Source organism: Cohnella sp. 56 (assembly GCF_037963805.1).
Lineage (GTDB): Bacteria > Bacillota > Bacilli > Paenibacillales > Paenibacillaceae > Cohnella.
On sequence record NZ_JAZDQE010000029.1, the window covers coordinates 12,940 to 36,144 of the forward strand.

The following is a 23,205-nucleotide window of genomic DNA, read 5'->3' on the forward strand; positions in this document are numbered from 1 at the left end:
ATTTCGTTTTACCAGCTTGTCGATGATGGAATTGATATGGAGGGCATCGTGTTGACTACACCGAACGCTGCGTATGCGGGCTATCTTTTTGTACATTTCACAGGCGAAGACGCGGAAGGAGAGCAGGTTTATTTCTCCTACAGCGAGGACGGCCTGCATTGGAAGGATCTGAACGCAGGTTTGCCGGTGCTGCGTTCCGGCATCGGGGAGCAGGGCGTGCGCGATCCGTTTCTGGTGCGTTCGCCCAAGGAGAACAAGTTTTATCTGATGGCTACGGATCTCCGGATCGCCGGCGGCAAAGGCTGGACGGCAGCGGTGAACGCCGGCAGCCGCGACATCGTCGTATGGGAATCCGCCGATCTGGTGAACTGGTCCGCGCCGTGGACCGTCACGCTGGGCATTCCGGGGGCCGGCTGCGTCTGGGCGCCGGAAGCGATATACGACGAAGCCGCCGATGAATTTCTGGTGATCTGGGCATCGATGACGCAGGAGCCGGATGCAGCGGCAGCGAAGCATAAAATTTATAGCGCCCGCACCCCTGATTTTCGCAGCTTCGGCCTTTCCGAAAAGTATATCGAGCGGGACAACGATATTATCGATACGACGATCATCGCGCACGACGGGCAATATTACCGCTTTTCCAAGGATGAAGCGACGAAGCGGATACGGGTCGAGCGGAGCGCCTCGCTGGAGAGCGAAGGCTTCGCCTATGTGAGCGCCCCGGTATTGGAGTCGCAGCCGGGCGTCGAAGGCCCCCAGATTTTCAAGTTCAACGACCGCGAAGCCTGGTGCCTTATCGTCGACCGGTATGCGGAAGGCAAAGGCTATCTGCCGCTCGTGACCGACGATCTCGCAAGCGCCGATTTTCGTGTGCTGCCCGACGAGGCCTTCGATATGGGCAAAAACAAAAAGCGCCACGGCGGCATCCTGCCGATCACCGCGGACGAATGCGCGCGCCTGATCGCGGCGTTCGGCGACGGCCAGCAGGCATTGCCGGGCCAGTATGCCGATCCGGACCTCGTCAAGTTCGGAGACCGCTACTATTTATATCCGACGACGGACGGCTTTACCGGCTGGTCGGGCACGCAATTTCATGTGTTTTCCTCGGCCGACATGCGGCTGTGGCGGGACGAGGGCGTCATCCTGGATCTGGCGACGGCGGACGTGCCCTGGTCGATCGGCAGCGCCTGGGCGCCGGCCATCGGCAGCAGAGCCGGAAGGTACTACTATTACTTCTGCGGCAAAGCGGAAAACGGCAAGAGCGCGATCGGCGTCGCGGTCGCGGATTCGCCGGTCGGGCCGTTCCGCGCCGAGCCCGAGCCGCTGCTGACGATGGAGCTGATGGCGAAGCTCGGCATACAGATGGGACAGACGATCGATCCGTCCGTCTACGTCGAAGAGGACGGCACGCCGTACCTGCTGTTCGGCAACGGCCACGCCGCCATCGTGCAGCTCGGCGAAGATATGGTCAGCATCGCCCGGGATACGATGCGCAATATCGAAGGCGCGCTCGACTTCAGGGAAGCGATCACGGTGCTCAAGCGCGGCGGCCTGTATCACTTCACATGGTCCTGCGACGACACGAACAGCGAGGATTATCATGTCAAGTACGGCACTTCCGCGCAGCTGTACGGACCTGTGCAGTACCGCGATGTCCTGCTGGCCAAAAACAAGGAAAAGGACATGCTCGGCACCGCGCATCATTCGATTATGCAGGAGCCTGGCACCGACGATTATTATATCGCGTATCACCGGTTCGTCACGCCCCTGTCGCGATTCGCGGAGGGGAAGGGCTATCATCGGGAAGTCTGCATCGCCCCGCTGGCCTTCGGGGACGACGGTCTGATGCAGCGCGTGCGGCTATAGATGAGATTGGCGGATGGAGGAGCGGACATATGACGCAAGATCGCGATTACTGGCTCGATATGCTCTTGCGCATCGCGCGACCCGTACTGGAGGCACTGCACGATAGGCGGCTGAAAGACAGCATGCCGGTCGCAAGCGGGGGACAGGGGCGGGAAAAGTACGCCGGGCTCGAAGCGCTCGGCCGTTCGCTGGCCGGACTGGCGCCGTGGCTCGAGCATGGCGTGCGGGACGGCGAGGAGGGACGGCAGCGGGAGCGGATGGCGGGACTCGCCCGCGCTGCGATCGACGCCGCGACGGATCCGCAGTCGCCGGATTGCCTTAACTTCTGCGAGGGCGGCCAGCCGCTCGTTGATGCGGCCTTCCTCGCTCACGCGCTGATCCGGGCGCCGCAGGCGCTGTGGGACGAGCTGGAGCCGCGCGTACAGGTCCAGTTGCGCACGACGCTGTTGTCGACGCGGGCCATACGGCCGGTGTTCAGCAACTGGCTGCTGTTCTCGGGCATGATCGAGGCCGCGCTGTACCGGATCGGCGAAGCGTGGGACCCGATGCGGATCGATTACAGCGTCAGGCAGCATGAGCAGTGGTACGCGGGGGACGGCATCTACGGCGACGGTCCCGAGTTCCACTGGGATTACTACAACAGTTATGTCATCCAGCCGATGCTGATCGATATATTGGACACCGTCGGGCATTGTCACGAAGACTGGCGGGCGCTTCGGGAAAAGGCGGCTGTCAGAGGCGTGCGGTACGCGGGCGTGCTGGAGCGAACGATCGGGCCGGACGGTTCGTTTCCGCCGCTCGGCCGTTCGCTGGCATATCGCTGCGGCGCATTTCAGCATCTGGCGCAGATGGCGCTGAAGGAGACGCTGCCTCCCGATGTCGAACCCGCCCAGGTCAGAGGCGCGCTCACCGCGGTCATCCGCAAGACGCTGGACGCGGACGGCACGTTCGACCGCGAAGGCTGGCTGACGATCGGCCTGCACGGCTATCAGCCGCAGCTGGGCGAACCTTATATATCGACCGGCAGCCTGTATTTGTGCTCGACGGCGTTTCTCCCGCTCGGACTGCCGCCCGGCGCGGCCTTCTGGCAAGGGGCAGCCGATTGGACGCAGAAGCGCCTGTGGGATCGGCCGGGCGAACTCGCCGTGCCGATCGACCACGCGCATGAGGAGAAATATGGGAAGTGAAAGTATACGGCATGTAAACCGGATCAAAGGGGATCTCTTCGGAGGTCCCCTTTGTCGTTCATGAATTAAGAGGTTTAAATCTTTAAGCATTAGGTTTGCATTCATAACGGTGAGAGACCGAGGATTCAATATAATTGGGATGAAACGCGGCAAAACAGCAACAAGGAAGGGAAGTTTATTTTTTGCAAAAAACAAACGGGAACTCGTTCGGTTTATGGATGCTCGCCTGGCCCATCTTCCTTGAAATCTTCCTGCAGACCTTGCTGGGAACGGTAGACACCCTGATGGTGAGCCGAATCTCCGATGACGCCGTGGCGGTCGTGGGCATATCCAGCCAGTTGTTCGGCGCTTTGATTACGTTGTTCACATCCTTCGCCGGCGGAGCGGGTATCCTCATCGCGCAGCGCATGGGCTCGGGCCGTCTGGAGGATGCCGGACGCTTCGCGCTGATGGGGGTCACGTTCAGCGGCGCGCTCAGCATTCTGCTCAGCCTTGCGCTTTTTTTATTCGCCGGTCCGATCGGCGGCATGCTGGGGATCGCGGATTCGCTGCGTCCGATGGCGAGCGTGTATATTTCATACGTGGGCGGCGGCATGTTTTTGGTGGGACTCAGCATTTCGTTCGGCACGGCCATCCGCAATACAGGCTATACGCGCGGGCCTATGTATACGGGCGTTGCGATAAACGTGCTGCATATCGCACTCAATTATTTGTTCATTTTCGGCGCACTCGGCTTCCCGAAGCTTGGGCTTGAAGGCATCGCTTGGTCGAATCTGATCAGCAGGCTTATCGGCGCAGCGCTTCTGTATGTGATGTTCCGGCAATGCTTCGGGGACCGGGTGAGGCTCCGTGAGTTTTTTGCGCTCAAACTTGCCTATGTCAAGGAGATTATCAAGATCGCCTGGCCGATCGGCATCCAGGCGTCCAGTTGGACATTTTCTCAGTTGTTGGTCTATTCGTTCATCTCATGGATCGGCACCGAGGCGCTGGCGGCCAGAACGTACCTGAATACGCTGGAGTCGTACTGCTTCACGCTCGGCTATGCCGTCGCCATGGCAGGGCAGATACGCACCGCGCATCTGTTCGGAGGGGGCCGCATCGTCGAGGCATACAGAGGCGCTTATCGAACGCTGTATATTGGATGGATCATCGTCATCTCGAACATGCTGCTCATGTGGGGGCTGGGGCGGCCGCTCATCGGATTGTTCACGCACAATCCGGATATTCAAGCCCTATGCCTGTCGATGCTCGCGATCAATCTGCTGCTGCAGCCGGCCAAGATGCTGAACATGGCGATGAGCAATGCGCTCAACGCCATCGGCGATACCCGGTTCACGATGTGCACGGCGCTCGTATCGATGTCCGTCATCGGCGTCGGATGCGCCTACGCATTCGGCGTGGAGGCCGGCCTCGGCCTCGCCGGCATCTACTGGTGCATGCTCGCCGACGAGACGGTGCGGGGTATGCTGGTGCTGAGCCGGTGGCGGAGCGGCAAAATATTGCGGGCGAGAGAGCGCCGGGCCGGGACGGCGGCGATCGCCGAGCAGGCATGAGGCGCACATGCAGGAAGGGATCTCACGAGAACTGCCCGCGGTATTGACGGGGCGATACGCCTTCGAGCCTCGCGAAGGCGGAGCTGAAGTAGGTCGCGTTGCGAAAGCCGACCTCCGACGCGATCCGCGTCACCGTGTAGGCGGATTCCATCAGCAGCAGCTTGCTCTGCTCGATCCGGTAGCGGATCAAGTACTCCATCGGCGAGCAGCCGTACTTGCGCTTCATGCAGCGGGCAATGTAGACCGGATGGAAGTTCAAGCGAGCGCCCAGCATCGCGGCTGTGATCGGTTCGCGGTAGTGCGTGCGCAAGAAGGAAGCCGCCCGCTCCGCGCAATGGGCATGTGGCGTCAGCCGCTCACGCTCGAGCGAGCCGATCAAGAGACCGAGAATCTCCTGGAACAAGATCTGCTGTCTGAGCGGGGTGGAACTGAGATGCGCCGAAGGGGAGAGGCTGTTAAGCTCTGCGAAGCTCTCCTCCATGGCTGCGGGCTGAGACAGCGTCGTATATTGGGGCAGCCTGAGCGTGAAAGGAAGCGTATCGAACTCGGAGGACTGCGGCCGAGTTCCGGGCGCAGGCTCGGGTCTCGGCGCTCCGTCATCCTCTGCGAGACGCCTTTCGCCCGTCGTACGGAAATGAAGCCAATGATAACGCGTCAGCGTCTCGCAATCCTTGACCCCAAAATGATGCCTGTCCGGACTCAGAATCAGCGCCTGGCCCGGCCGAAGCTCGTAGTGCGTCTGATCCTCCCCGATGAACAGGCAGCCGCTGAGCACGTACAACAGATCGAATACGCGGATATGCTGGCGGCTGCGATGCCGGTCTCCCGGATGAAACCGGGCCGAGCCGCTGGCGATGTAATACGGCAGCGGCGGCGAGGTCAATTCAAAGACGCGCATGTCGGCACTCCTTGCGTTAATGAATTTCCTTGTTCCTTGATTTCTAATAATGGGGGAACAGCGGCCGCATGGCAAGCAACGGCTATTTCCGAAGCGGCAATATCTGATGTAAACTAGACGGGAGGAGGATGGTATTGAGCATGAACGCCAGAATTGGAGTAAACATCATTTGGCTCGCATTCGCTGGGGCCGCGATGCTGTCCGGCTGTCAGGACAAGGAGCAACCAGCGGCTTCCATCCCCGCATCGTCCCCCGTCTCTTCGGCAGCGCCCGCAGTGACGTCTGGCCGAGAGGCAGGAATCGATACATCCGAGCACGTCGATCTTCAGTTCTACATGCTGGGCGATGCGCCCAAGGACTTGCCCCAAGTCCAGGAAGCCGTCAACCGGATGGCCGAAGCCGAGCTGAATGCGACGGTGCAATTTAACTATATCGCCTGGACGGACTACGATTTGAAGTACAAGATGCTGCTGTCCTCCGGCGAACCGGTCGATTTGCTGTTTACGGCGGACTGGACGCAGTATCAGACATATGCCAAGCGCGGCGCTTTCCGGGCGCTCGACGACCTGCTTCCTGCGGCACCCCGGCTTCAGCAGTTCGTGCCGGCTGAGATGTGGGATGCAGCCAGGATCGACGGCAAAATATTTACCGTGCCGTCGACCTACCAGGAATATGTGACCGGGGGATTCGTATGGCGGGAGGATTTGCGCGAGAAATACAACCTGCCGAAGCCGGTAGACATCCCAACGTTCGAAGCCTATCTAAAAGGCATTAAAAAAAACGAGCCGGATATTCAACCGGTTGCGATCGGCGACAAGATTCAGGACGCGCTGGCCTTCTCGTACCTGGATGTGTCGAGGGATTCCATCGGTTCGATGCCCTACGGCATGCTTGCCACGTACGATCATCCGGAAGCGATCAAGTCGTACTGGGGCTCTCCGGAGCAGCTGGCGGACCTCAAGCTGTTCAAGCGCTGGGCCGATCAAGGCTATTTTTCCAATAACGAGCTCAATACGTCGGAGTACAATCAGGATAAAATCATCAACGGCACGGCGGCCGCCATGTTCGGCGACAATCCGACGCGCTACAACGAGATGCTGAACAGCATGCAGGCAGCTCATCCGGAGTGGGAGCTCGGCTACTACCCGTTTCCGATGGCCAAGGGTTATTCGACCCCGGTCTATCCTACGCACAACGGCTACGCGATCCCGAAGACTGCGAAGCATCCTGAGCGCGCGCTTGCTTTCTACGAGAAGCTCGTGACCGACAAGCGCTACAATCAACTGACGCAGTACGGCTTCGAAGGCGTCAACTATACGATCGAGAACGGTTATTACCGGATGATCGGGGATCTGTCCACGAACGGCTTCCCGCGTGAGGCGATGAACGGCTGGGCGTGGCGCAATCCCGACTATATGCTTTTTACGCCCAGCTATAAAGATGTCGAGCGCATGTTCGCAGAGCTCGATCGGATTCGCAGGCCGGATATTTATTCGGGCTTCGCCGAAGACGATTCGAGTTATCTGGCGGAGAAAACGGCGCTTGAGCAAGTGCAGAAGCTTTATTTATACCCGCTGTTGGCCGGGCTCGTCGACGATGTAGACGCCGGCGTGCAAGTTTTCATGAAAAACGCCAAGCAAGCGGGGCTTGAAAAAGTACAAGCCGAATATAAGAAACAGTGGCTGACCTATCTGCAAACGCGCAGTTCCAACTGATATTCATCCGCACCCTAAGCATGCGATATCCAAATCGCATGCTTTTTTTGTGTCCAAACCGGCTTTTGTGCAGAAAAGTCAGAATCGTTCACTGAACAAAACGCTCGATACTTCACGGGTGAACTGGATTTTCACTATGGCAGGCCAGTGCGATCTACTATATTTGAGTCATTCCCGAGGACGGCAATCGCGATCCGGGTTCACAACAGATTCCATGCAGATTGATTTGAAGGAGGGCTCGACATCATGTCGAGAAAGAACGGATTCATTCAGGAACTGGTAAAAAATCGGATTTTGTTTCTTATGCTGCTGCCGGTGCTCGTTTATTTCTTCATCAACAACTATCTCCCGATGATCGGCATCTATTACGCGTTTGTGCGGTTCGACTTCAACACGTCGCTGTTCAAACTGGACTTTGTCGGACTGCAGAACTTCGACTTTCTATGGAAGTCGGGCAAGCTGCTCGAACTGACCTACAACACGATCGGATACAATGCAATCTTCATTATTTTGGGCAACGTGCTCTCCATTACCGTCGCCATCCTCGTCAGCGAGGTGAAGAGCAAATGGTTCAAGAAGATTACGCAATCCGTATTGTTCCTGCCGTACTTCGTCTCGTTTGTCATCCTGAGCGTCATCGTGTTCAACATTTTCAACTATGAACACGGCGTTCTGAACACGGTACTGAAGTCGCTGGGGGCGGACCCTGTCGACGTGTACAGCAAGCCCAAGCTATGGATTCTGCTGATCGTCGTCTTCTACCTGTGGAAAAGCTTCGGCTACAGCATGGTCATCTACCTCGCTTCGATCACGGGCATCGGGGAGGATTACTATGAGGCTGCGAAGATCGACGGCGCCAATACGTTCCAGCGCGCCTGGCATATCACACTTCCGATGCTGAAGAACACGTTCGTCATCCTGCTGCTCTTCTCGCTCGGATCGATCATGAAAGGTCAATTCGACCTTTTCTACCAGATGGTCGGCAACAACGGCCTGTTGTACAGCACGACGGACATCCTCGACACCTATGTCTACCGCTCGCTGAAGGTGACATTCGATATGGGAATGGCCACTGCTGCCGGCGTGTACCAATCGCTGTTCGGATTTACGCTTATCATCGTCGTCAACGGCATTATACGCAAGATCAACAAGGAATACGCGCTGTTCTAGGAGGCATATCCGATGAGAATCAAGGAAGACAGGACATCCGTCTGGTTTCAAATTTTAGCTCACGTTATCGTTATCGCGGGCTGCATTTTATGCATACTCCCCTTCGTGCTGATTCTGTCGGCTTCATTTTCCAGCAATGCGTCCATCATCCAGGGCGGTTACAGCCTGTGGCCGAAGGATTTCTCCCTGGAGGGCTACAAGGTTATCTTCCAGGTACCGGACGAGGTGCTGCGCGCATACGGCGTGACGACGCTCGTCACAGTCGTCGGCACCACGCTCGGACTGCTGCTGATGACGATGGCAGGCTATGTGCTTCAGCGCAAGGACTTTAAATACCGGAACGTATTTTCCTTCTTCATCTACTTCACGACGCTGTTCGGCGGGGGACTCGTTCCTTATTATATGCTGATCAACAATTATCTGAAGTTTACCGACTCGTACTATGCGCTTATCTGGCCGTCGCTTATGACGCCGTTCCTGATTATTCTCATGCGGAGCTTCATCAGTTCCGCCGTGCCGGACGAGGTCATCGAGTCGTCCAAGATCGACGGCGCCGGCGACTTCCTGATCTACTGGCGTATCGTGATGCCGCTCGCTATCCCGGGACTGGCGACGATCGGCCTGTTCCTCGCGCTCCATTATTGGAACGACTGGTTCTCCTCCGCGCTGTTCATCAACAGCACCGCGAAGTATCAGCTGCAATTCTATCTGTACAACATCATCAACACCTCGTCGTTCCTGTCGAGCATCGGCGCCGGAGCGGGCATCATCCTCTCCGACGGAGTGCCGACCGAGACGATGAAGATGTCGATGGCGGTCGTCGTCACCGGACCGATCCTGTTCCTCTATCCGTTCGTTCAGCGTTACTTCGTCAAGGGACTGACGATCGGAGCGGTCAAGGGCTAAGCGGTTAGAACCGGGCATGCTCGCCATGCCCGGCTAACATAGATCAATAATGATTAGGGAGGATTCACATGGTTAGCAGAGTAAAGAAAACAGCCGGGGTCGCATTGTCTCTGGCACTGACAGCGTCGGTCTTCACGGCATGCAGCAGCAATAACAACGGCAACAATGCAGGCGCTTCGTCCGAACCGGCCAAATCGTCCGCACCGGCATCGTCGTCTGCCTCATCTTCCGCATCCGCATCCGCATCCGCTTCTGCATCGCCCGCCGGTCTCGATACGTCCAAGAAGGTTCACCTGCAGTTCTACATGCTCGGCAACGCGCCCAAGGACTTGCCGAAGGTCGAGGCCGAGATCAACAAGATGGCGGAGGCGGATCTGAACGCGACCGTCACGTTCAACTTCACGACATGGACGGACTGGGATCAGAAGTACAAGCTGCTGCTCTCGACGGGTCAGGACGTCGACCTGATCTTCACCGCCGACTGGACGCAGTATCAGCAGTACGCCAAGAAGGGCGCATTCCTGCCGCTGGATGATCTGCTGCCGAAGGCGGCTCCGAAGCTGAACGAGTTCGTGCCGAAGGACATGTGGGACGCCGTCAAGATCAACGGCAAGATTTACACGATGCCGGCCACTTATCAGGAATACGTCACGAACGGCTTCGTATGGAGAGAGGATCTGCGCAAAAAGTACGATCTGCCGACGCCGGTCGACATTCCGACGTTCGAAGCCTATATGGAAGGCATCAAGAAAAACGAGCCGTCGATCCAGCCCGTTGCTTTCGGATCGGATGTAAAGGGCTCGCTGAACGACACGTTCCTGGATGTGTACCGCAAAAAGGTCGGCGCATTGGCATACGGTATGTTCGCATCCTATGACAAGCCTGCCGAGATTACTTCCTACTGGGGATCGCCGGAGCAACTGGAAGATCTGAAGCGCTTCAAGAGCTGGCAGGACAAGGGCTACTTCTCGAAGAACGAGCTGAACGAGAAGACGACCAACCAGGATAAGCTCGTCAACGGCACGGCAGCCGCCATGATGGGTGACAATCCGACGCGCTACAACCAGACGAACAGCAATATGAAAACGCTCCACCCGGATTGGGAGCTCGGCTATACGCCGTTCGCGGTCACTACGGGCTATGCGACGCCGGTACATCCGATCCACAATGGCTTCGCGATCCCGGCCAGCAGCAAAAATGCGGAACGCGCCCTTGCTTTCTATGAAAAGATGGTTACGGACAAGCGTTATAACCAACTGACCGAGTATGGCTTCGAGGGCGTCAACTACACCGTTGACAATGGCTATTACAAAATGCTGGGCGACGCCAACACGAACGGCTTCCCGCGCGAAGCGATGCAGGGCTGGGCATGGCGCAATCCGGAGTTCATGCTGTTCGAGCCGAGCTATGACGGCGTCAAGAAAATTTTCGACGAGCTCGACAAAGTCCAGAAGCCGGACATCTACACGGGCTTCGCCGAAGACTACACGGAATACCAGGCAGAGCGCTCGGCGCTTGAACAGGTTGAGAAGCAGTATTTGTACCCGCTCCTGGCCGGTCAAGTCAAGGATGTAGATGCCGGCGTGAAGACGTTCATGGACAAGGCCAAGAAGGCAGGCCTCGACAAGATTCAGGAAGCTTACAAGAAGCAATGGCTAGCTTATCTGAGCGAAGCCGGCATCCAGTAAGAGAGTGAATAACAAAAAGCTGCAGGGTCCGCGATCGGCGGTCTCTGCAGCTTTTTTATTTATTGCGGGTTGCTCCGGGCTTTGCGATATTCGACCGGCGTGACGCCGGTATGCTTCTTGAACATGCGGTGGAAATAGGAGCTGTTCGTAAATCCCGTCCGCTCGGCAATCTCGGCTACGGGCTCGTCTGTCGAGATCAGGATGAGCTTGGCCTTCTCGATCCTCACGTTGTTGATCATATCGACGATCGTCGTCAGCGTATGCTGGCGGTACACCCGGCTGACATGATAGGTGGACATCCTCAGTTCTTCCGAGATGGAATTCAGACTCAGATTCGAATCGTTGTAGCGCGTCTCGATAATCTCATTGATTTTGCGGATCAAGTCCTCCTGCTTGTTGCTCCGCTTCTCGAATACCTTGGCGTTCAGCAAGCTGAAAAAACGCCCCATCGCTTCCGTCAGCTCGTCCAGCGTCTCATACTGATCGATGCCCGGTATGCTCAGCTCCGTGCCGATGCCGAGCCCCATCGAGCCGTTACGTTCGATCTCCTCCAACATATTGCCGAGCGTGACGCCCACATGGTTGGCCGCGGATTGCGTCGTCCTGAACGATAATCCCGACGTTTCCTGCAAGATATCGCGGTACATGGCGGCCGCCTCCTCCGCTTTGCCGGTGACGAGCGCGTCGATCAGCTTTTTTTCCTTGCCGATCGAGAAGGAGTGGCGATCGTCGGCCAGCAAGGCCGCCTCGATGATGGCGCCTCTGCCTCTGAAGAACCGCTGCTCCGTCGTCTCTCTCGCCAGCCTGTACATGCAGTGCAGCTCGTGAGGACTGCTCGTCGCCGGCGTCAGCGAGATCGTCAGCCCGATGCGCAGAAATTCCATGCAGGCATTCTGAATGTCCTTGAGCATCGCAACAAGCGCCTCCGTACTGTTGTCCTGCTCGCCCAGATTGATCATCAGGAGAATGCCGTCATCCTCGAGATCCACGGAGTCCCCGGCATAAAGCTTCGTCGAGATCTCGGAGGCGATGTTCATGATCGCGAACTTATAGGTCAACAGGTCCTTGCGGCTCTCGCTGCGGAGACTGTCGAACCGGTCGATCCGCAAAAAGGCCAACCGGAAGGGCTGGGTAAAATCGAAAGTGACTCCGACGCTCTGCAGCCTTTCCAATTGATATCCCGGATCGAAGTCCTGAATTTGAACGAGCTTGCGGAGCGTGTTCTGACGCAGCGTGTAGCTGCTGTTGCGCTTTTCGGATTCCAGGTCCGACATCCGCTTTTCGATCTTGTTGATCGGCACGTACAGATAGCGGGACATCAGCCAGGAAAACAGCAATCCAACGATCAGGACGACGGCTGCCACCTGCAGCGTTTTGCCGCGGATATCCTTGGTCTTGTGCGTGATCTCTTCATAGGGCGTGATGCGAATATAATGCCAATCGTAGGGCTTAGACGCCGTAAATGTAATCAGGGACGTCCGATTCTCGAACTTGGCGACGGTGAAGCCGGAGGATTGATCCGCAATGATATGTCCGAGCAGCGTCGAATCCGCCGGGCTCAGCTTCGCATGCACCAGATCGTCGACAGTCCACACGGTGTCGTGATCGTCCATCAAGTAGGTGCGCCCCGAGCTCTCGGTTTCCGCTTTGCCGAGCTCCCGGTTGATCCAGGAAGCGGAGATGTTCACGATGACGGCCGAGTTGATCTTCCGGTTGAAGTTGATTGCGTCGTAGCACAAGTAGGTATAGACGCCCGTACCCGGCTCGCCCGCGGACGAAGACTTGATCGTGCGCGGGATCGGCGTGAACGGCTTGTAGGTCTGGTAGTCGCCCAGAATATCTATGATGCCGGTATCCCGCACTTCCTGCTCACGCCAGGTGCCCTCCTGGCCGTTCTGGGCGGCGATATAATAATTGCCCGATACGGGATTGTACACATAGATCGATTGGACGAACGGCATCGTCGACAGGTAGTTGCGCAGATCGAGCATGGCCGCCTGGGTGTCGAAGGCATCCGGCTTGCTGTAATACAGCATTTTAGTGATCGCGCTGTTGCGGTAGATCTGAAAGGCGACCGTTTGCGCACTTTCCGCCGTGTTCGCTACGGCCTTGCCGGTCTGACGGAGGTTGGCGAGATCGTTTTCTACCGCTTCGTCCTGAAGCATGTCCGTGAAGATCAGATAGAAAACGAAGCTGCTCGCAACGAGGATGAGCGATATGCTCAGTGTGAGCCCCAGCAATATTCTCACGTATAGCTTCCCGTTGCGTCTGATTTGATTTAAGCGCATGATCTGGCTCCTCCCGGTGCTCCCGATTCGGATCAATCCCTCGGTCGTGTCTGTACTATTATATATTCGTATTGTGAACGGGAAAAAGTGGCGGTATGCTTCAGTTGTGAACGAAAGAGGGGTTGCACTGTGAACAAATCGGGCATCGGTGAACAATTCAGTTGCGAGTGAACAATCCGGTCATTTATGAACAGCAAGCGGATTCGGGGCAGCTCGTTATCCTTCATTCGGCACAAAATCGTTCACGATGATTCGTCTCGAAAGTTCACCGATTGTCTGACATTACGATAGTTAGGGGAAGTGAAAAAGAATAAACTGGTGGTGATCAAGCGAAAGGGTGTATGGCATGCCGCACGAAACAAGTTGGTTCGAAGAGGCCTGGCAGGCGTCAGTGGTAAAAGCGGCGAAGTAAATGTACCATGGCAATGCTTCAAACGCATGGTACAAGGGCTTCGAGGACCAAAGCTGGCGCACGGTGACCGTGTCGCACGATTGGTCCGTCGAAGAAGCATTCTCCCGGGAGCATTCGAGTGGAACCGGTTATTTGCCGGGTGGTGTAGGTCGGTACAGAAGAAAACTGGAAATTCCGGAAGCGGCGCAGGGCAAGCAGGTCTATATTACCTTTGACGGCGTATACAATCATGCACGCGTATGGTGCAACAGCTACTATCTGGGAGAGAGGCCGTACGGATACAGTGCGTTCACCTATGATATTACGGATTTTGTAACCCCCGGTTCAGACAACATCATTGCCGTCAAGGTCAATCATGCAGACGTCGCCGATTCGAGATGGTTCACCGGCTCGGGCATTTACAGAGAGGTGACGCTGACGGTTACGGAGTCCCTTCACATTGACCGGTACGGTGTATTTGCGACGACGCTTCAGGCAAGCGGAGACCGTGCGGAAGTGAACGCCAAGGTCCGGCTTCTTAATCATACGGTGGAAGCCGCCACGGTTCAGGTCAGGCAAACGTTGCTGGATGCCCGCGGAGAACTTGTGGGGGCGGTGGCGGAAAATATCACGCTAACCGGACAGGACGCCGCCGAGCTCGACCAGACTCTCTCTGTTGACAGGTTTCGGCTTTGGTCGCCTGGCGATCCCTGTTTGTATAAGCTGCGGACTGAGGTGTTTCGGGAGAGCGGCCTCTTGGACAGCGTGGAGACGACAGTCGGTATCCGCACCTTTGCTTTCGATGCGCACAAAGGTTTTTTTCTGAACGGGGAACCGATGAAGATCAAGGGGATATGCCTCCATCACGACGCAGGCGCGCTGGGCGCGGCAGTTACTGAACAGGGATGGCTGCGCAGGCTTGTTGCGCTGAAGGAAATGGGCTGCAATGCGATTCGAATGAGTCACAACCCGCCTTCCTCCAACCTGCTGGATTTATGCGACCGTTTAGGCTTTCTTGTGATGGACGAAGCGTTCGACGAGTGGGAAGGCGTCAAAAATAAATGGTCGACGGGACATAACGTTTATCCGCCCAAGCACTTCGGCTATTATGAACACTTCCCCCAGTGGGCCGAGACCGATCTGAAGGAAATGGTGCTGCGGGATCGGAATCACCCCTCTATCGTGCTGTGGAGCATCGGCAATGAAATCGACTATCCGAACGATCCTTACTGTCATCCTTACTTTGAGACGATGACCGGGAACAACGACGCGAACAAGCCGGAGGCCGAGAGAAAATACGATCCGAACAAGCCCAACGCGGAAAGATTGACCACGATCGCGAAGCGGCTTGTGAAGTACGTAAAAGAATGCGATACGACGCGGCCGGTGACCGCCGCCCTGGCTTTTCCTGAACTGTCCAATCTCATCGGGCTCGCCGATACGCTGGATGTCGTCGGCTACAATTATAAAGAGCATTTGTACGAGCGGGACTGCGGCCAATATCCCGGCAGGGTCATCTACGGCAGCGAAAATAGCTCCAGTCTCGAAGCATGGCGCGCCGTCAGGGATCATGAGGAGATATGCGCCCAGTTCATCTGGACGGGCATCGATTATTTGGGAGAGGCGAAGGGCTGGCCCGTGCGGGCTGCGTCTTCCGGATTTCTGGATCTTGCCGGCTTCAAAAAGCCGAGCTATTATTACCGGCAAAGTCTGTGGAGCGACAAGCCGATGGCATATCTGGCCGTTGAGAGCCGGGATCATCCGGCAATCGACAGCAAGCGCAAACGGCAGGATGCCCATCCGCACTGGAATTGGGATCGGGGGCAACCGCTCGAAGTATTCTGCTATACCAATTGTCCGCAGGCAGAATTGTTCTTGAACGAGCGCTCGCTCGGCGTCAAGCGGCTGCAGGACTCGCCGCAGGAATATATCAGCTGGGAGGTCAGCTTCGAAGAAGGTACGCTGAAGGTCGTCACCCAAGATTCGGAAGGAAACTTGCACAGCCAAGAGCTGCGTACGGCACGGCAGCCGCATCGCTGTGTTCTAAACTTGGAGCGAATGGAAGCGGAAGGCAACGGCAGAGACCTCATTCATATCGAGGTGCAGGTGACAGACGAGGCGGGCAATCTTGTCTATCTCGCCAACCCGGCAATTACCGTGAAGGTCGAAGGACCCGGAGAGCTTGTAGGTATTGAAAATGGCGACGTGCAGGACTTGGAGCCGTACCGCTCCGGGACGAGAAAGGCCCACCGAGGGAAGCTGCTGGCCTACGTTAGAACGAACGGGGTAGCCGGGAGAATCATGGTCACGGCGGAGGCACCGGAGCTGGAAGCGGCGGTGGGCGTCATCGAGACAAGATGAGAAAGATTTCTATACAATGCCATGGATCCATTCATTAGAAGCACACTTATTCCCTGCGGGCAATTGGCGAGACGCGAGTCTTGCCGGCCCGCAGGGGCTTTTTTACATGTTCGAATCGACCAATCTCCGCATTAGCCGCCCCGCTTATGCCGCTGCGCTTCGTGCACAATAAATGTGCATCTCCGCACTAGACACCCCGCCGGGGCTGCCGAGCCTGCGCATCATGCACAATAAATGTGCACCTTTGCGCCAGTAGCCCCGCCGGGGCCGCCGCGCCTGCGCTTCAAGCACAATAAGTGTGCACTTCGGTGTCAGTAGCCCCGGCGGGGCCGCCGCGCCTCCGCTTCAAGCACAATAAGTGTGCACTTCGGTGTCAGTAGCCCCGGCGGGGCCGCCGCGCCTGCGCATCACGCACAATAAATGTGCACCTTTGCGCCAGTAGCCTCGGCGGGGCCGCCGCGCCTGCGCATCATGCACAATAAATGTGCATCTCCGCACTAGCCACCCCGCCGGGGCCGCCGAGCCTGCGCTTCGTGCACAATAAATGTGCACCTTTGCGCCACTAGCCCCGGCGGGGCCGCCGAGCCCGCGCATCATGCACAATAAATGTGCACCTTTGCGCCAGTAGCCCCGCTGGGGCCGCCGAGCCTGCGCATCATGCACAATAAATGTGCACCTTTGCGCCAGTAGCCCCGCCGGGGCTGCCGAGCCTGCGCATCATGCACAGTAAGTGTGCATCTTTGCGCCAGTAGCCCCGGCGGGGCCGCCGAGCCTGCGCATCATGCACAGTAAGTGTGCACCTTTGCGCCAGTAGCCCCGCCGGGGCCGCCGAGCCCGCGCATCACGCACAATAAATGTGCACCTTTGCGCCAGTAGCCCCGGCGGGGCCCAGTACCGACACGGACAAGCAGGACGCCACGTTCAAGATTGCGAGCTGACCGCCCGCACGCGCGGGGGCTCGTAGAGAGACCCCAGCGCATTAGACGCCGAAGCTCCGCCTACGACGCATACTGCTTGCGGAACTTCAGCGGCGAGATGCCCGTGTACTGCTTGAAGCAGCTGGAGAAGTAAGGCGCGAATTGGAAGCCGACATGCTCGGCTATTTTGGAGACCGGCCAGTCGGTCTTGACGAGCAGCAGCTTGGCCTGCTCCATTCGATACGTATGCAGGTATTCCATCGGCGTGCGGCGGTAGATCTCCTTCATGCATCTGACGATATAGTTGGGATGGAAATGCAGCGCCTCCGACAGCCGTTCGTTCGTCAATGGCGCTTGATAGTGCTGCCGCAAATAGGCCTCCGTTTTTTCCGCGAGCTTCAGCACCGGCGATTGCCCTTCATCGCCGAATCGCTCGTCGAGCAGGCCGAGCAGCTCCATGAACAGCTGCTGCTCTTGCCAGAAGGTGTCATGCCGAAGCTTGCGGGCATAGTCGAGCAGCTTGCCGAGATGCCGCTCGGCGATCGGGAACTCCGGGGGCGAGGCGTACTGCAGCAGTCTGATCGTGTACGGATTGTCCCAGGCGTTGCGGCTCGGATAGTAGGGGCCGGAGGACGACTCCGCTTGGCCGCTCGCGCCGCCGAAGCCGAAATGCATCCAGTAAAAGGTCGTGTCTGTGTCGCACGGCTTGACCGCATAATGGAATCGATCGGGGAGCAGCAGCAGCGTCTGTCCGCGCGTGACCTCCCATTGCATATCATCCTCGCCGATGTAGAGCGCACCCTCGACGACCCAGAGCAAATCGTACAGCCCGAGATTCCGGCGGCTCGGATGCTGCTCGCCGGGCCGGAACGTCGTCAGGCCTGTCACGATGTAATGGGGCAGGGGCGGCGTTTCCAGCACAATCCGTCGTTGCGTATTCATTGCGCACCTTCTTTGGCAGGGTGAGATTTTATAAATTTTTGTGTGCCTCAGCTCGTATTTTTGCCTGTATCCCAAAGATAAAATAGAACCTGTAAACGGTCAAATCTTGTAGGGATAGAGCGGGAGGTAAGGCGCTTGAAGGAGCAGCAGGCAACGACCGGACAACAGGTGTCCGTGCGCATCAAGGACGCGTTCTGGGACGTCTATACGGGACTGGTGCGGGATACGGTCATTCCCTATCAATGGGAAGCGCTGAACGACCGGATTCCGGACGCCGAACCCAGCTTCGCCATCCGGAACTTCCGGATCGCGGCAGGCAGAGAGCAGGGCGAATTCGGCGGCATGGTATTCCAGGACAGCGACGTGGCCAAGTGGCTGGAGGCGGTGGGCTATGCGCTCGCTACGCATCCGGACCCCGAGCTGGAGCGGACGGCGGACGAAGTGATCGAGCTGGTCGCGGCCGCCCAGCAGGAAGACGGCTACCTCAATACATACTTCACGATCAAGGAGCCGGGCAAAAGGTGGACGAACCTGTACGAAGCGCATGAGCTCTACTGCGCGGGCCATATGATCGAGGCTGCAGTTGCCTACTGCGAAGGCACAGGCAAGCGGCGTCTGCTCGATGTGGTCTGCAAGCTCGCCGACCATATCGATACGGTGTTCGGACGAGAGCCGGGACAGCTCCGCGGCTACGACGGCCACCAGGAGATCGAGCTGGCGCTCGTCAAGCTGTATGCGGCGACCGGCGAGCGCCGCTACTTGAAGCTGGCGCAGTTTTTTATCGACGAGCGGGGCACGGCGCCGAACTTCCTCGTCCGCGAATGCGAGCAAAGAGGAGGCTTCAGCCTGTGGACGGGTACGAAGCAGCCGATCCCCACGCCCCGGCAGCTCGCCTACAATCAGGCGCACCGGCCGGTTCGCGAGCAGGAAGCAGCGGTCGGACATGCCGTCCGCGCGGTATATATGTATACGGCGATGGCGGATCTGGCCGCGCTGACGGGCGACGCCGGGCTGCTTGAAGCATGCCGCCGCCTGTGGGCCAACATGACGGGCAAGCAGATGTACATTACCGGCGGGATCGGCTCTACCCATCACGGGGAAGCCTTCTCGTTTGACCACGATCTGCCGAACGATACCGTATATGCAGAGACCTGCGCCTCGATCGGACTCATTTTTTTCGCCAACCGTATGCTTCGTCTCGAACCGAGGAGCGAATACGCGGACGTGATGGAGCGCGCGCTCTACAACAATGTGATCGGCAGCATGTCCCAGGACGGCAAGCATTACTTCTATGTCAATCCGCTGGAGGTATGGCCGAGGGCTTCGGACGACAATCCCGACCGCAGGCATGTCAAGGCGGTGCGCCAGAAGTGGTTCGGGTGCTCCTGCTGTCCGCCCAACGTCGCCCGCCTGCTCTGCTCGCTGAACGATTATATTTACTCGGCGTCCACGGAGCGGAATACGGTGTACACGCATCTGTTCATCGGCAGCGAAGCCCGGTTCGAATTGCCGGGCGGCACGGTGGCCTTCAAGCAGCGCTCTCACCTGCCTTGGCAGGGCTGCGTGCAGTTCGAACTGACCGAGGCGCAGGGCGAAGGCGAGTTCGCGTTTGCGGTGCGGATTCCGTCCTGGTGCTACGGACAAGCGGTCATGAAAATCAACGGCGCCGAGTCGGCGTACGAGACGGTAGGCGGATATGCCATCGTGAGCCGGAGCTGGGCAAAAGGGGATCTCGTGGAGTGGGAGCCGCGGCTCGAGGCGCGCTTGATCGCGGCGAATCCGGAGATTCGGGCCGACGCGGGCAAGGCCGCCATCGAGCGCGGGCCGCTCGTCTATTGCCTGGAGCAGGTCGACAACGGCGGGCCGATCTCGGCACTCTCCGTCGATCCGGCAGCCGAGCTGCGGCCGGTGCAGGACGGCGCGCTGCCGGGAGGCGCGATCGCCGTCGAGGCGGCGGGCTATCGCACGGGGCCGGGCGGCTGGCAGCCGGATACGCCATACCGCCCGCTCGACCAATCGCCGGCGTCCGAGCAAGTGAAGCTGAAGGCGGTGCCCTATTTCTTGTGGGGGAACCGGCAGCCGGGCGAGATGTCCGTATGGATACGGCTCAGTCGCGTTTGACAGTCATGCAGTGACAGGGGCGGATAGGCCCCCGCAAGGCAGCAGGCAGGCGAAGTAATCACAGCCTGCTGCCTTGCGGGGGCTTTTGCATGCGCTTCGGCCGCGCTGCAGATGGCTGCTACCGGACGGGGACGTAATAAACGGAAACTTCGACCTCCTGGTCGTAGTTGCCGAACCGGCTGCCGAACAGGTTGACGCCTCCGCGATGAACGGCCGTCTCGGGATTCGAGATCTGGAACGGAATGTCCCTGCCGACCTGGAGGTTCAGATCGTCCGGCGTCACATCCGACAGCCGCTCGCCGTCCAGATAGGTGCCGTCGCTGCGAATCGTCAACGTCTTCAGCAGCCCGTACTGCGTACCGATCGTCCACCAGGAGGGCGTATAGACGCCCCGATGGCGTCCGAAGTCGCCGGGACAGGTCCACATCCCGACATGGATGCCGTTAAGGGCGAAGCCGATGTCGGACGGCCAATGCTCGTTGTAATCGGGCGCCTCCGAACATATCTCGAACGATATTCTCAATTCGCGCAGCCGCTGCGTGCCGACGAGATAGTTCGGGATGCGATACTGGACGAAGCCGCTGCCGAACCAGAGATGCTTCGCCTTCACATGATCCGGACTGGAAAAGTAACGCGGATCGTCCACCATGCCGATGATGCCCGTCTCCGACGCAAGACCGCAAGTGGGCTGCACCTCATAATCCGCATATTGTCCCACCGGAATCGATACGGCATAAAAATTGTCGTCTGCTTGCTGCGGCTTGGTGAAGCGCAAGGTCAGAGATTCCCGGAGCAGATGACATACCTTTCTCCTTCCCCGCGTGCCCGAGACGCTCTCGGTCCGTATGATGCCGGCCTCCTCCAGCTTTTGAATATGCCGCGTGACGATCGCGGACGAGACGTCGAGCGTTTCGGCAAGTTCATTAATACTTTTGGCTTCCTCGCTTAGCAGCTCGATAATTTTAACCCGGCTCTTGGAAGAGAAGCATTCGAGAATCGGCAGGTTGTCGCTGTTGACCTGAATATCCATGGGCGTCGTCCTCATTCTTTTTTTTGTATTGTATAACTTAAAAGTTAATTAATCAACTTATTGTTGACATATATCAGCTATCGAGGCATAATTCGAACTAGATTATTACCAATTAATTATCTAGTTAACTTAAAAGTAAACAAAATGGAGGGAACAGCATGTCCGGTACGCACAAGTATGTAAAAGATTACCCGAGGCCGCAATGGGTGCGCGACGAGTGGCAGCTGCTGAACGGGGAGTGGGACTTCCGCTTCGACGATTCGTTCGAGGGAGCGCGGAACAAGTGGTACGACAAGCTCGACGGGGACAGGAAGATTCAAGTCCCGTTCACGTACGAGACGAAGGCGAGCGGTATCGGCGAGGAGAAGTTTCATCCGTGCGTCTGGTATGAACGGCATGTATCCATTCCTGCTCAAGCTGCAGATACGCGCGTTTTGCTTCATTTTCAGGCTGTCGATTATTCGGCCAAAGTGTGGGTGAACGGCGTCTATGTCGGCGCTCATGAAGGCGGGTATGCGGCATTCTCGCTGGATATTACGGATGCGGCGGAGACGGGCGCATCTAACCGGATCACGGTCCGGGTGGAGGACGGCAACAGCACGATGCAGCCGCGCGGCAAGCAGCGCTGGGTCGGCAACAACTACGGGTGCTGGTACGTGCAGACGACGGGAATCTGGCAGTCCGTATGGTTGGAATATGTGGATGCGCTTCATGTCAAGCGTGCGAAAATTACGCCCAGGCTGGAAGATGCCGCGGTTGCGTTCGAATATGAGCTGGGCGATACGGTTCGTTCCGTCGAAGGTTTGACGCTGCAGACGATCATCCGGTTCAACGGAGAGCTGATCCGCTCCACAGAGACGAATGTAGATCGGAAGTTCCTGAAGGTCGATCTAAGCGTGATGAACGACGTCGGCGAGTGGAAGGTGCACGCTTGGCACCCGGACAGCCCGAATCTGTACGATGCGGAGATTGTGCTGAAGAAGGACGGCAAGCCAGTCGATACCGTGTACACGTACTTTGGCATGCGCCGCATTGCCATCAAGGGCAGCAACGTGCTGCTCAACAACCATCCGATCTATCAGCGTCTCCTGCTCGATCAGGGCTATTGGGAAGATACCCATCTGACGCCGCCGTCCGAAGAAGCGATTATCGAAGATATCGACAAAACGCTGGCGCTCGGCTTCAACGGCGTACGCAAGCATCAGAAGCTGGAGGATCCGCGTTATTTGTACTGGGCGGACCGCAAGGGACTGCTCGTCTGGTCGGAGATCGCGGCCACGTACGAGTTCGGGGACGATGCGGTGCAGCGGTTCACCAAAGAATGGATGGAGGTCGTGCAGCAGCACTACAACCACCCAAGCATCGTGACCTGGGTGGCGTTCAACGAGTCATGGGGCATCGGGAACGTAGGCCGGGACCCCAAGACGCAGGCGTTCACCGAATCCATCTATCATTGGACCAAGTCGTACGATCAGATGAGGGCGGTTCTCGTGAACGACGGCTGGGAGCATACCGTCTCGGATATCATTACGCTGCATGACTACGAGGAGCTCGGTTCCGTACTGGCAGCGCGGTACAAGGACAAGGACGTGCTGCTCAGCAATGAGATCGCGCACGACAAGCACCGCTTCCCGTTCGCCGAAGGCTACCGGTACCAGGGACAGCCTGTCATCATCAGCGAATACGGCGGCATCGCGTTCAAGAGCGAAGACGGCTGGGGCTACGGCAACCAGGTGAGGAACGAGGAAGAGTTCCTGAGGCGGTACGAGGACATTACGGAGGCGATCAGGAGCCTGGATTATGTCAGCGGCTTCTGCTATACGCAGTTAACCGACGTTCAGCAGGAAGTGAACGGGCTGCTCACGAGCAAGCGGGAGCCCAAGATCGACATGGAGAAAATCAGACGCATCACCAAAAAGTAAATCCTTCCGCATCTGGGGCTGCCTTCGGGCAGTCTTTTTTAGCGATGCGGCCGAGTCCCAAAATTATGAGCCACGATCAAAAATAAGACGGTATACGCCCGATCTGGGCGAGTGATAGTGTTAAAACTGTAAGCGGCGACATCAAGCTTGAGCCTGAGAGGGGGAGCGATCCGCCAACGATCAACAAGCAGGGCACACCCGGGAATCGGAGGAAATCGTATAACAGAAGCTTCTAAATCCGTATCTCGAC

The 23,205-nt window shown here is 57.7% G+C and carries 14 protein-coding genes; 10 read left to right on the plus strand and 4 right to left on the minus strand.

Annotated elements, in window-relative coordinates; all coding sequences use genetic code 11:
* The first annotated feature begins 48 nt into the window (after window positions 1-48).
* The 3 genes from VQ071_RS28625 (at window position 49) to VQ071_RS28635 (ending at window position 4,606) form a co-directional block, all read left to right on the plus strand.
* Window positions 49-1,866, plus strand: a complete 1,818-nt coding sequence (locus tag VQ071_RS28625; protein ID WP_340518290.1) for a family 43 glycosylhydrolase — start codon at window positions 49-51, stop codon at window positions 1,864-1,866.
* A gap of 29 nt (window positions 1,867-1,895) precedes the next feature.
* Entirely contained in the window at window positions 1,896-3,053 is a 1,158-nt protein-coding gene (locus VQ071_RS28630) for a DUF2264 domain-containing protein (protein WP_340518292.1), read from the plus strand.
* A 182-nt stretch (window positions 3,054-3,235) separates the two neighbouring features.
* Window positions 3,236-4,606 carry an MATE family efflux transporter gene (locus VQ071_RS28635; RefSeq protein WP_340518294.1) on the plus strand — a complete coding sequence of 457 codons (1,371 nt, stop codon included), beginning with the start codon at window positions 3,236-3,238 and terminating at the stop codon, window positions 4,604-4,606.
* Window positions 4,607-4,628: 22 nt separating this feature from the next.
* Here VQ071_RS28635 and VQ071_RS28640 read toward each other — a convergent pair whose 3' ends face one another.
* Window positions 4,629-5,504, minus strand: coding sequence for a helix-turn-helix transcriptional regulator (locus tag VQ071_RS28640; protein ID WP_340518297.1), 876 nt, complete (start codon window positions 5,502-5,504; stop codon window positions 4,629-4,631).
* A 140-nt stretch (window positions 5,505-5,644) separates the two neighbouring features.
* Between VQ071_RS28640 and VQ071_RS28645 the strand changes: the two genes are divergently transcribed.
* The 4 genes from VQ071_RS28645 to VQ071_RS28660 all read left to right on the plus strand — a co-directional run bounded on the left by VQ071_RS28645 (window position 5,645) and on the right by VQ071_RS28660 (window position 10,983).
* Window positions 5,645-7,219 (plus strand): extracellular solute-binding protein, encoded by a 1,575-nt coding sequence (locus VQ071_RS28645; RefSeq protein WP_340518299.1) that lies wholly within the window; start codon window positions 5,645-5,647, stop codon window positions 7,217-7,219.
* Window positions 7,220-7,465: 246 nt separating this feature from the next.
* Window positions 7,466-8,389 carry an ABC transporter permease gene (locus VQ071_RS28650; RefSeq protein WP_340518302.1) on the plus strand — a complete coding sequence of 308 codons (924 nt, stop codon included), beginning with the start codon at window positions 7,466-7,468 and terminating at the stop codon, window positions 8,387-8,389.
* Between the two features lie 12 nt (window positions 8,390-8,401).
* Window positions 8,402-9,295, plus strand: a complete 894-nt coding sequence (locus VQ071_RS28655; RefSeq protein WP_340518304.1) for a carbohydrate ABC transporter permease — start codon at window positions 8,402-8,404, stop codon at window positions 9,293-9,295.
* Window positions 9,296-9,363: 68 nt separating this feature from the next.
* Window positions 9,364-10,983, plus strand: coding sequence for an extracellular solute-binding protein (locus tag VQ071_RS28660; protein WP_340518306.1), 1,620 nt, complete (start codon window positions 9,364-9,366; stop codon window positions 10,981-10,983).
* A gap of 59 nt (window positions 10,984-11,042) precedes the next feature.
* On the opposite strand, the gene VQ071_RS28665 is transcribed toward VQ071_RS28660, so the two are convergent.
* Window positions 11,043-13,271 (minus strand): AraC family transcriptional regulator, encoded by a 2,229-nt coding sequence (locus tag VQ071_RS28665; protein WP_340518308.1) that lies wholly within the window; start codon window positions 13,269-13,271, stop codon window positions 11,043-11,045.
* A 412-nt stretch (window positions 13,272-13,683) separates the two neighbouring features.
* On the opposite strand from VQ071_RS28665, the gene VQ071_RS28670 reads away from it, so the two are divergent.
* Window positions 13,684-16,023 carry a glycoside hydrolase family 2 TIM barrel-domain containing protein gene (locus tag VQ071_RS28670; protein ID WP_340518310.1) on the plus strand — a complete coding sequence of 780 codons (2,340 nt, stop codon included), beginning with the start codon at window positions 13,684-13,686 and terminating at the stop codon, window positions 16,021-16,023.
* Window positions 16,024-17,021: 998 nt separating this feature from the next.
* On the opposite strand, the gene VQ071_RS28675 is transcribed toward VQ071_RS28670, so the two are convergent.
* Entirely contained in the window at window positions 17,022-17,882 is an 861-nt protein-coding gene (locus VQ071_RS28675; protein WP_340518313.1) for a helix-turn-helix transcriptional regulator, read from the minus strand.
* 135 nt (window positions 17,883-18,017) lie between these two features.
* Between VQ071_RS28675 and VQ071_RS28680 the strand changes: the two genes are divergently transcribed.
* Window positions 18,018-20,003 (plus strand): glycoside hydrolase family 127 protein, encoded by a 1,986-nt coding sequence (locus VQ071_RS28680; protein WP_340518315.1) that lies wholly within the window; start codon window positions 18,018-18,020, stop codon window positions 20,001-20,003.
* 118 nt (window positions 20,004-20,121) lie between these two features.
* Here VQ071_RS28680 and VQ071_RS28685 read toward each other — a convergent pair whose 3' ends face one another.
* Complete coding sequence (locus VQ071_RS28685) at window positions 20,122-21,033, minus strand: ArsR/SmtB family transcription factor (RefSeq protein ID WP_340518318.1); 912 nt, start codon at window positions 21,031-21,033, stop codon at window positions 20,122-20,124.
* Between the two features lie 158 nt (window positions 21,034-21,191).
* Here VQ071_RS28685 and VQ071_RS28690 point away from each other — a divergent pair, with 158 nt between their 5' ends.
* Entirely contained in the window at window positions 21,192-22,955 is a 1,764-nt protein-coding gene (locus VQ071_RS28690; RefSeq protein ID WP_340518320.1) for a glycoside hydrolase family 2 protein, read from the plus strand.
* Window positions 22,956-23,205: the final 250 nt, after the last annotated feature.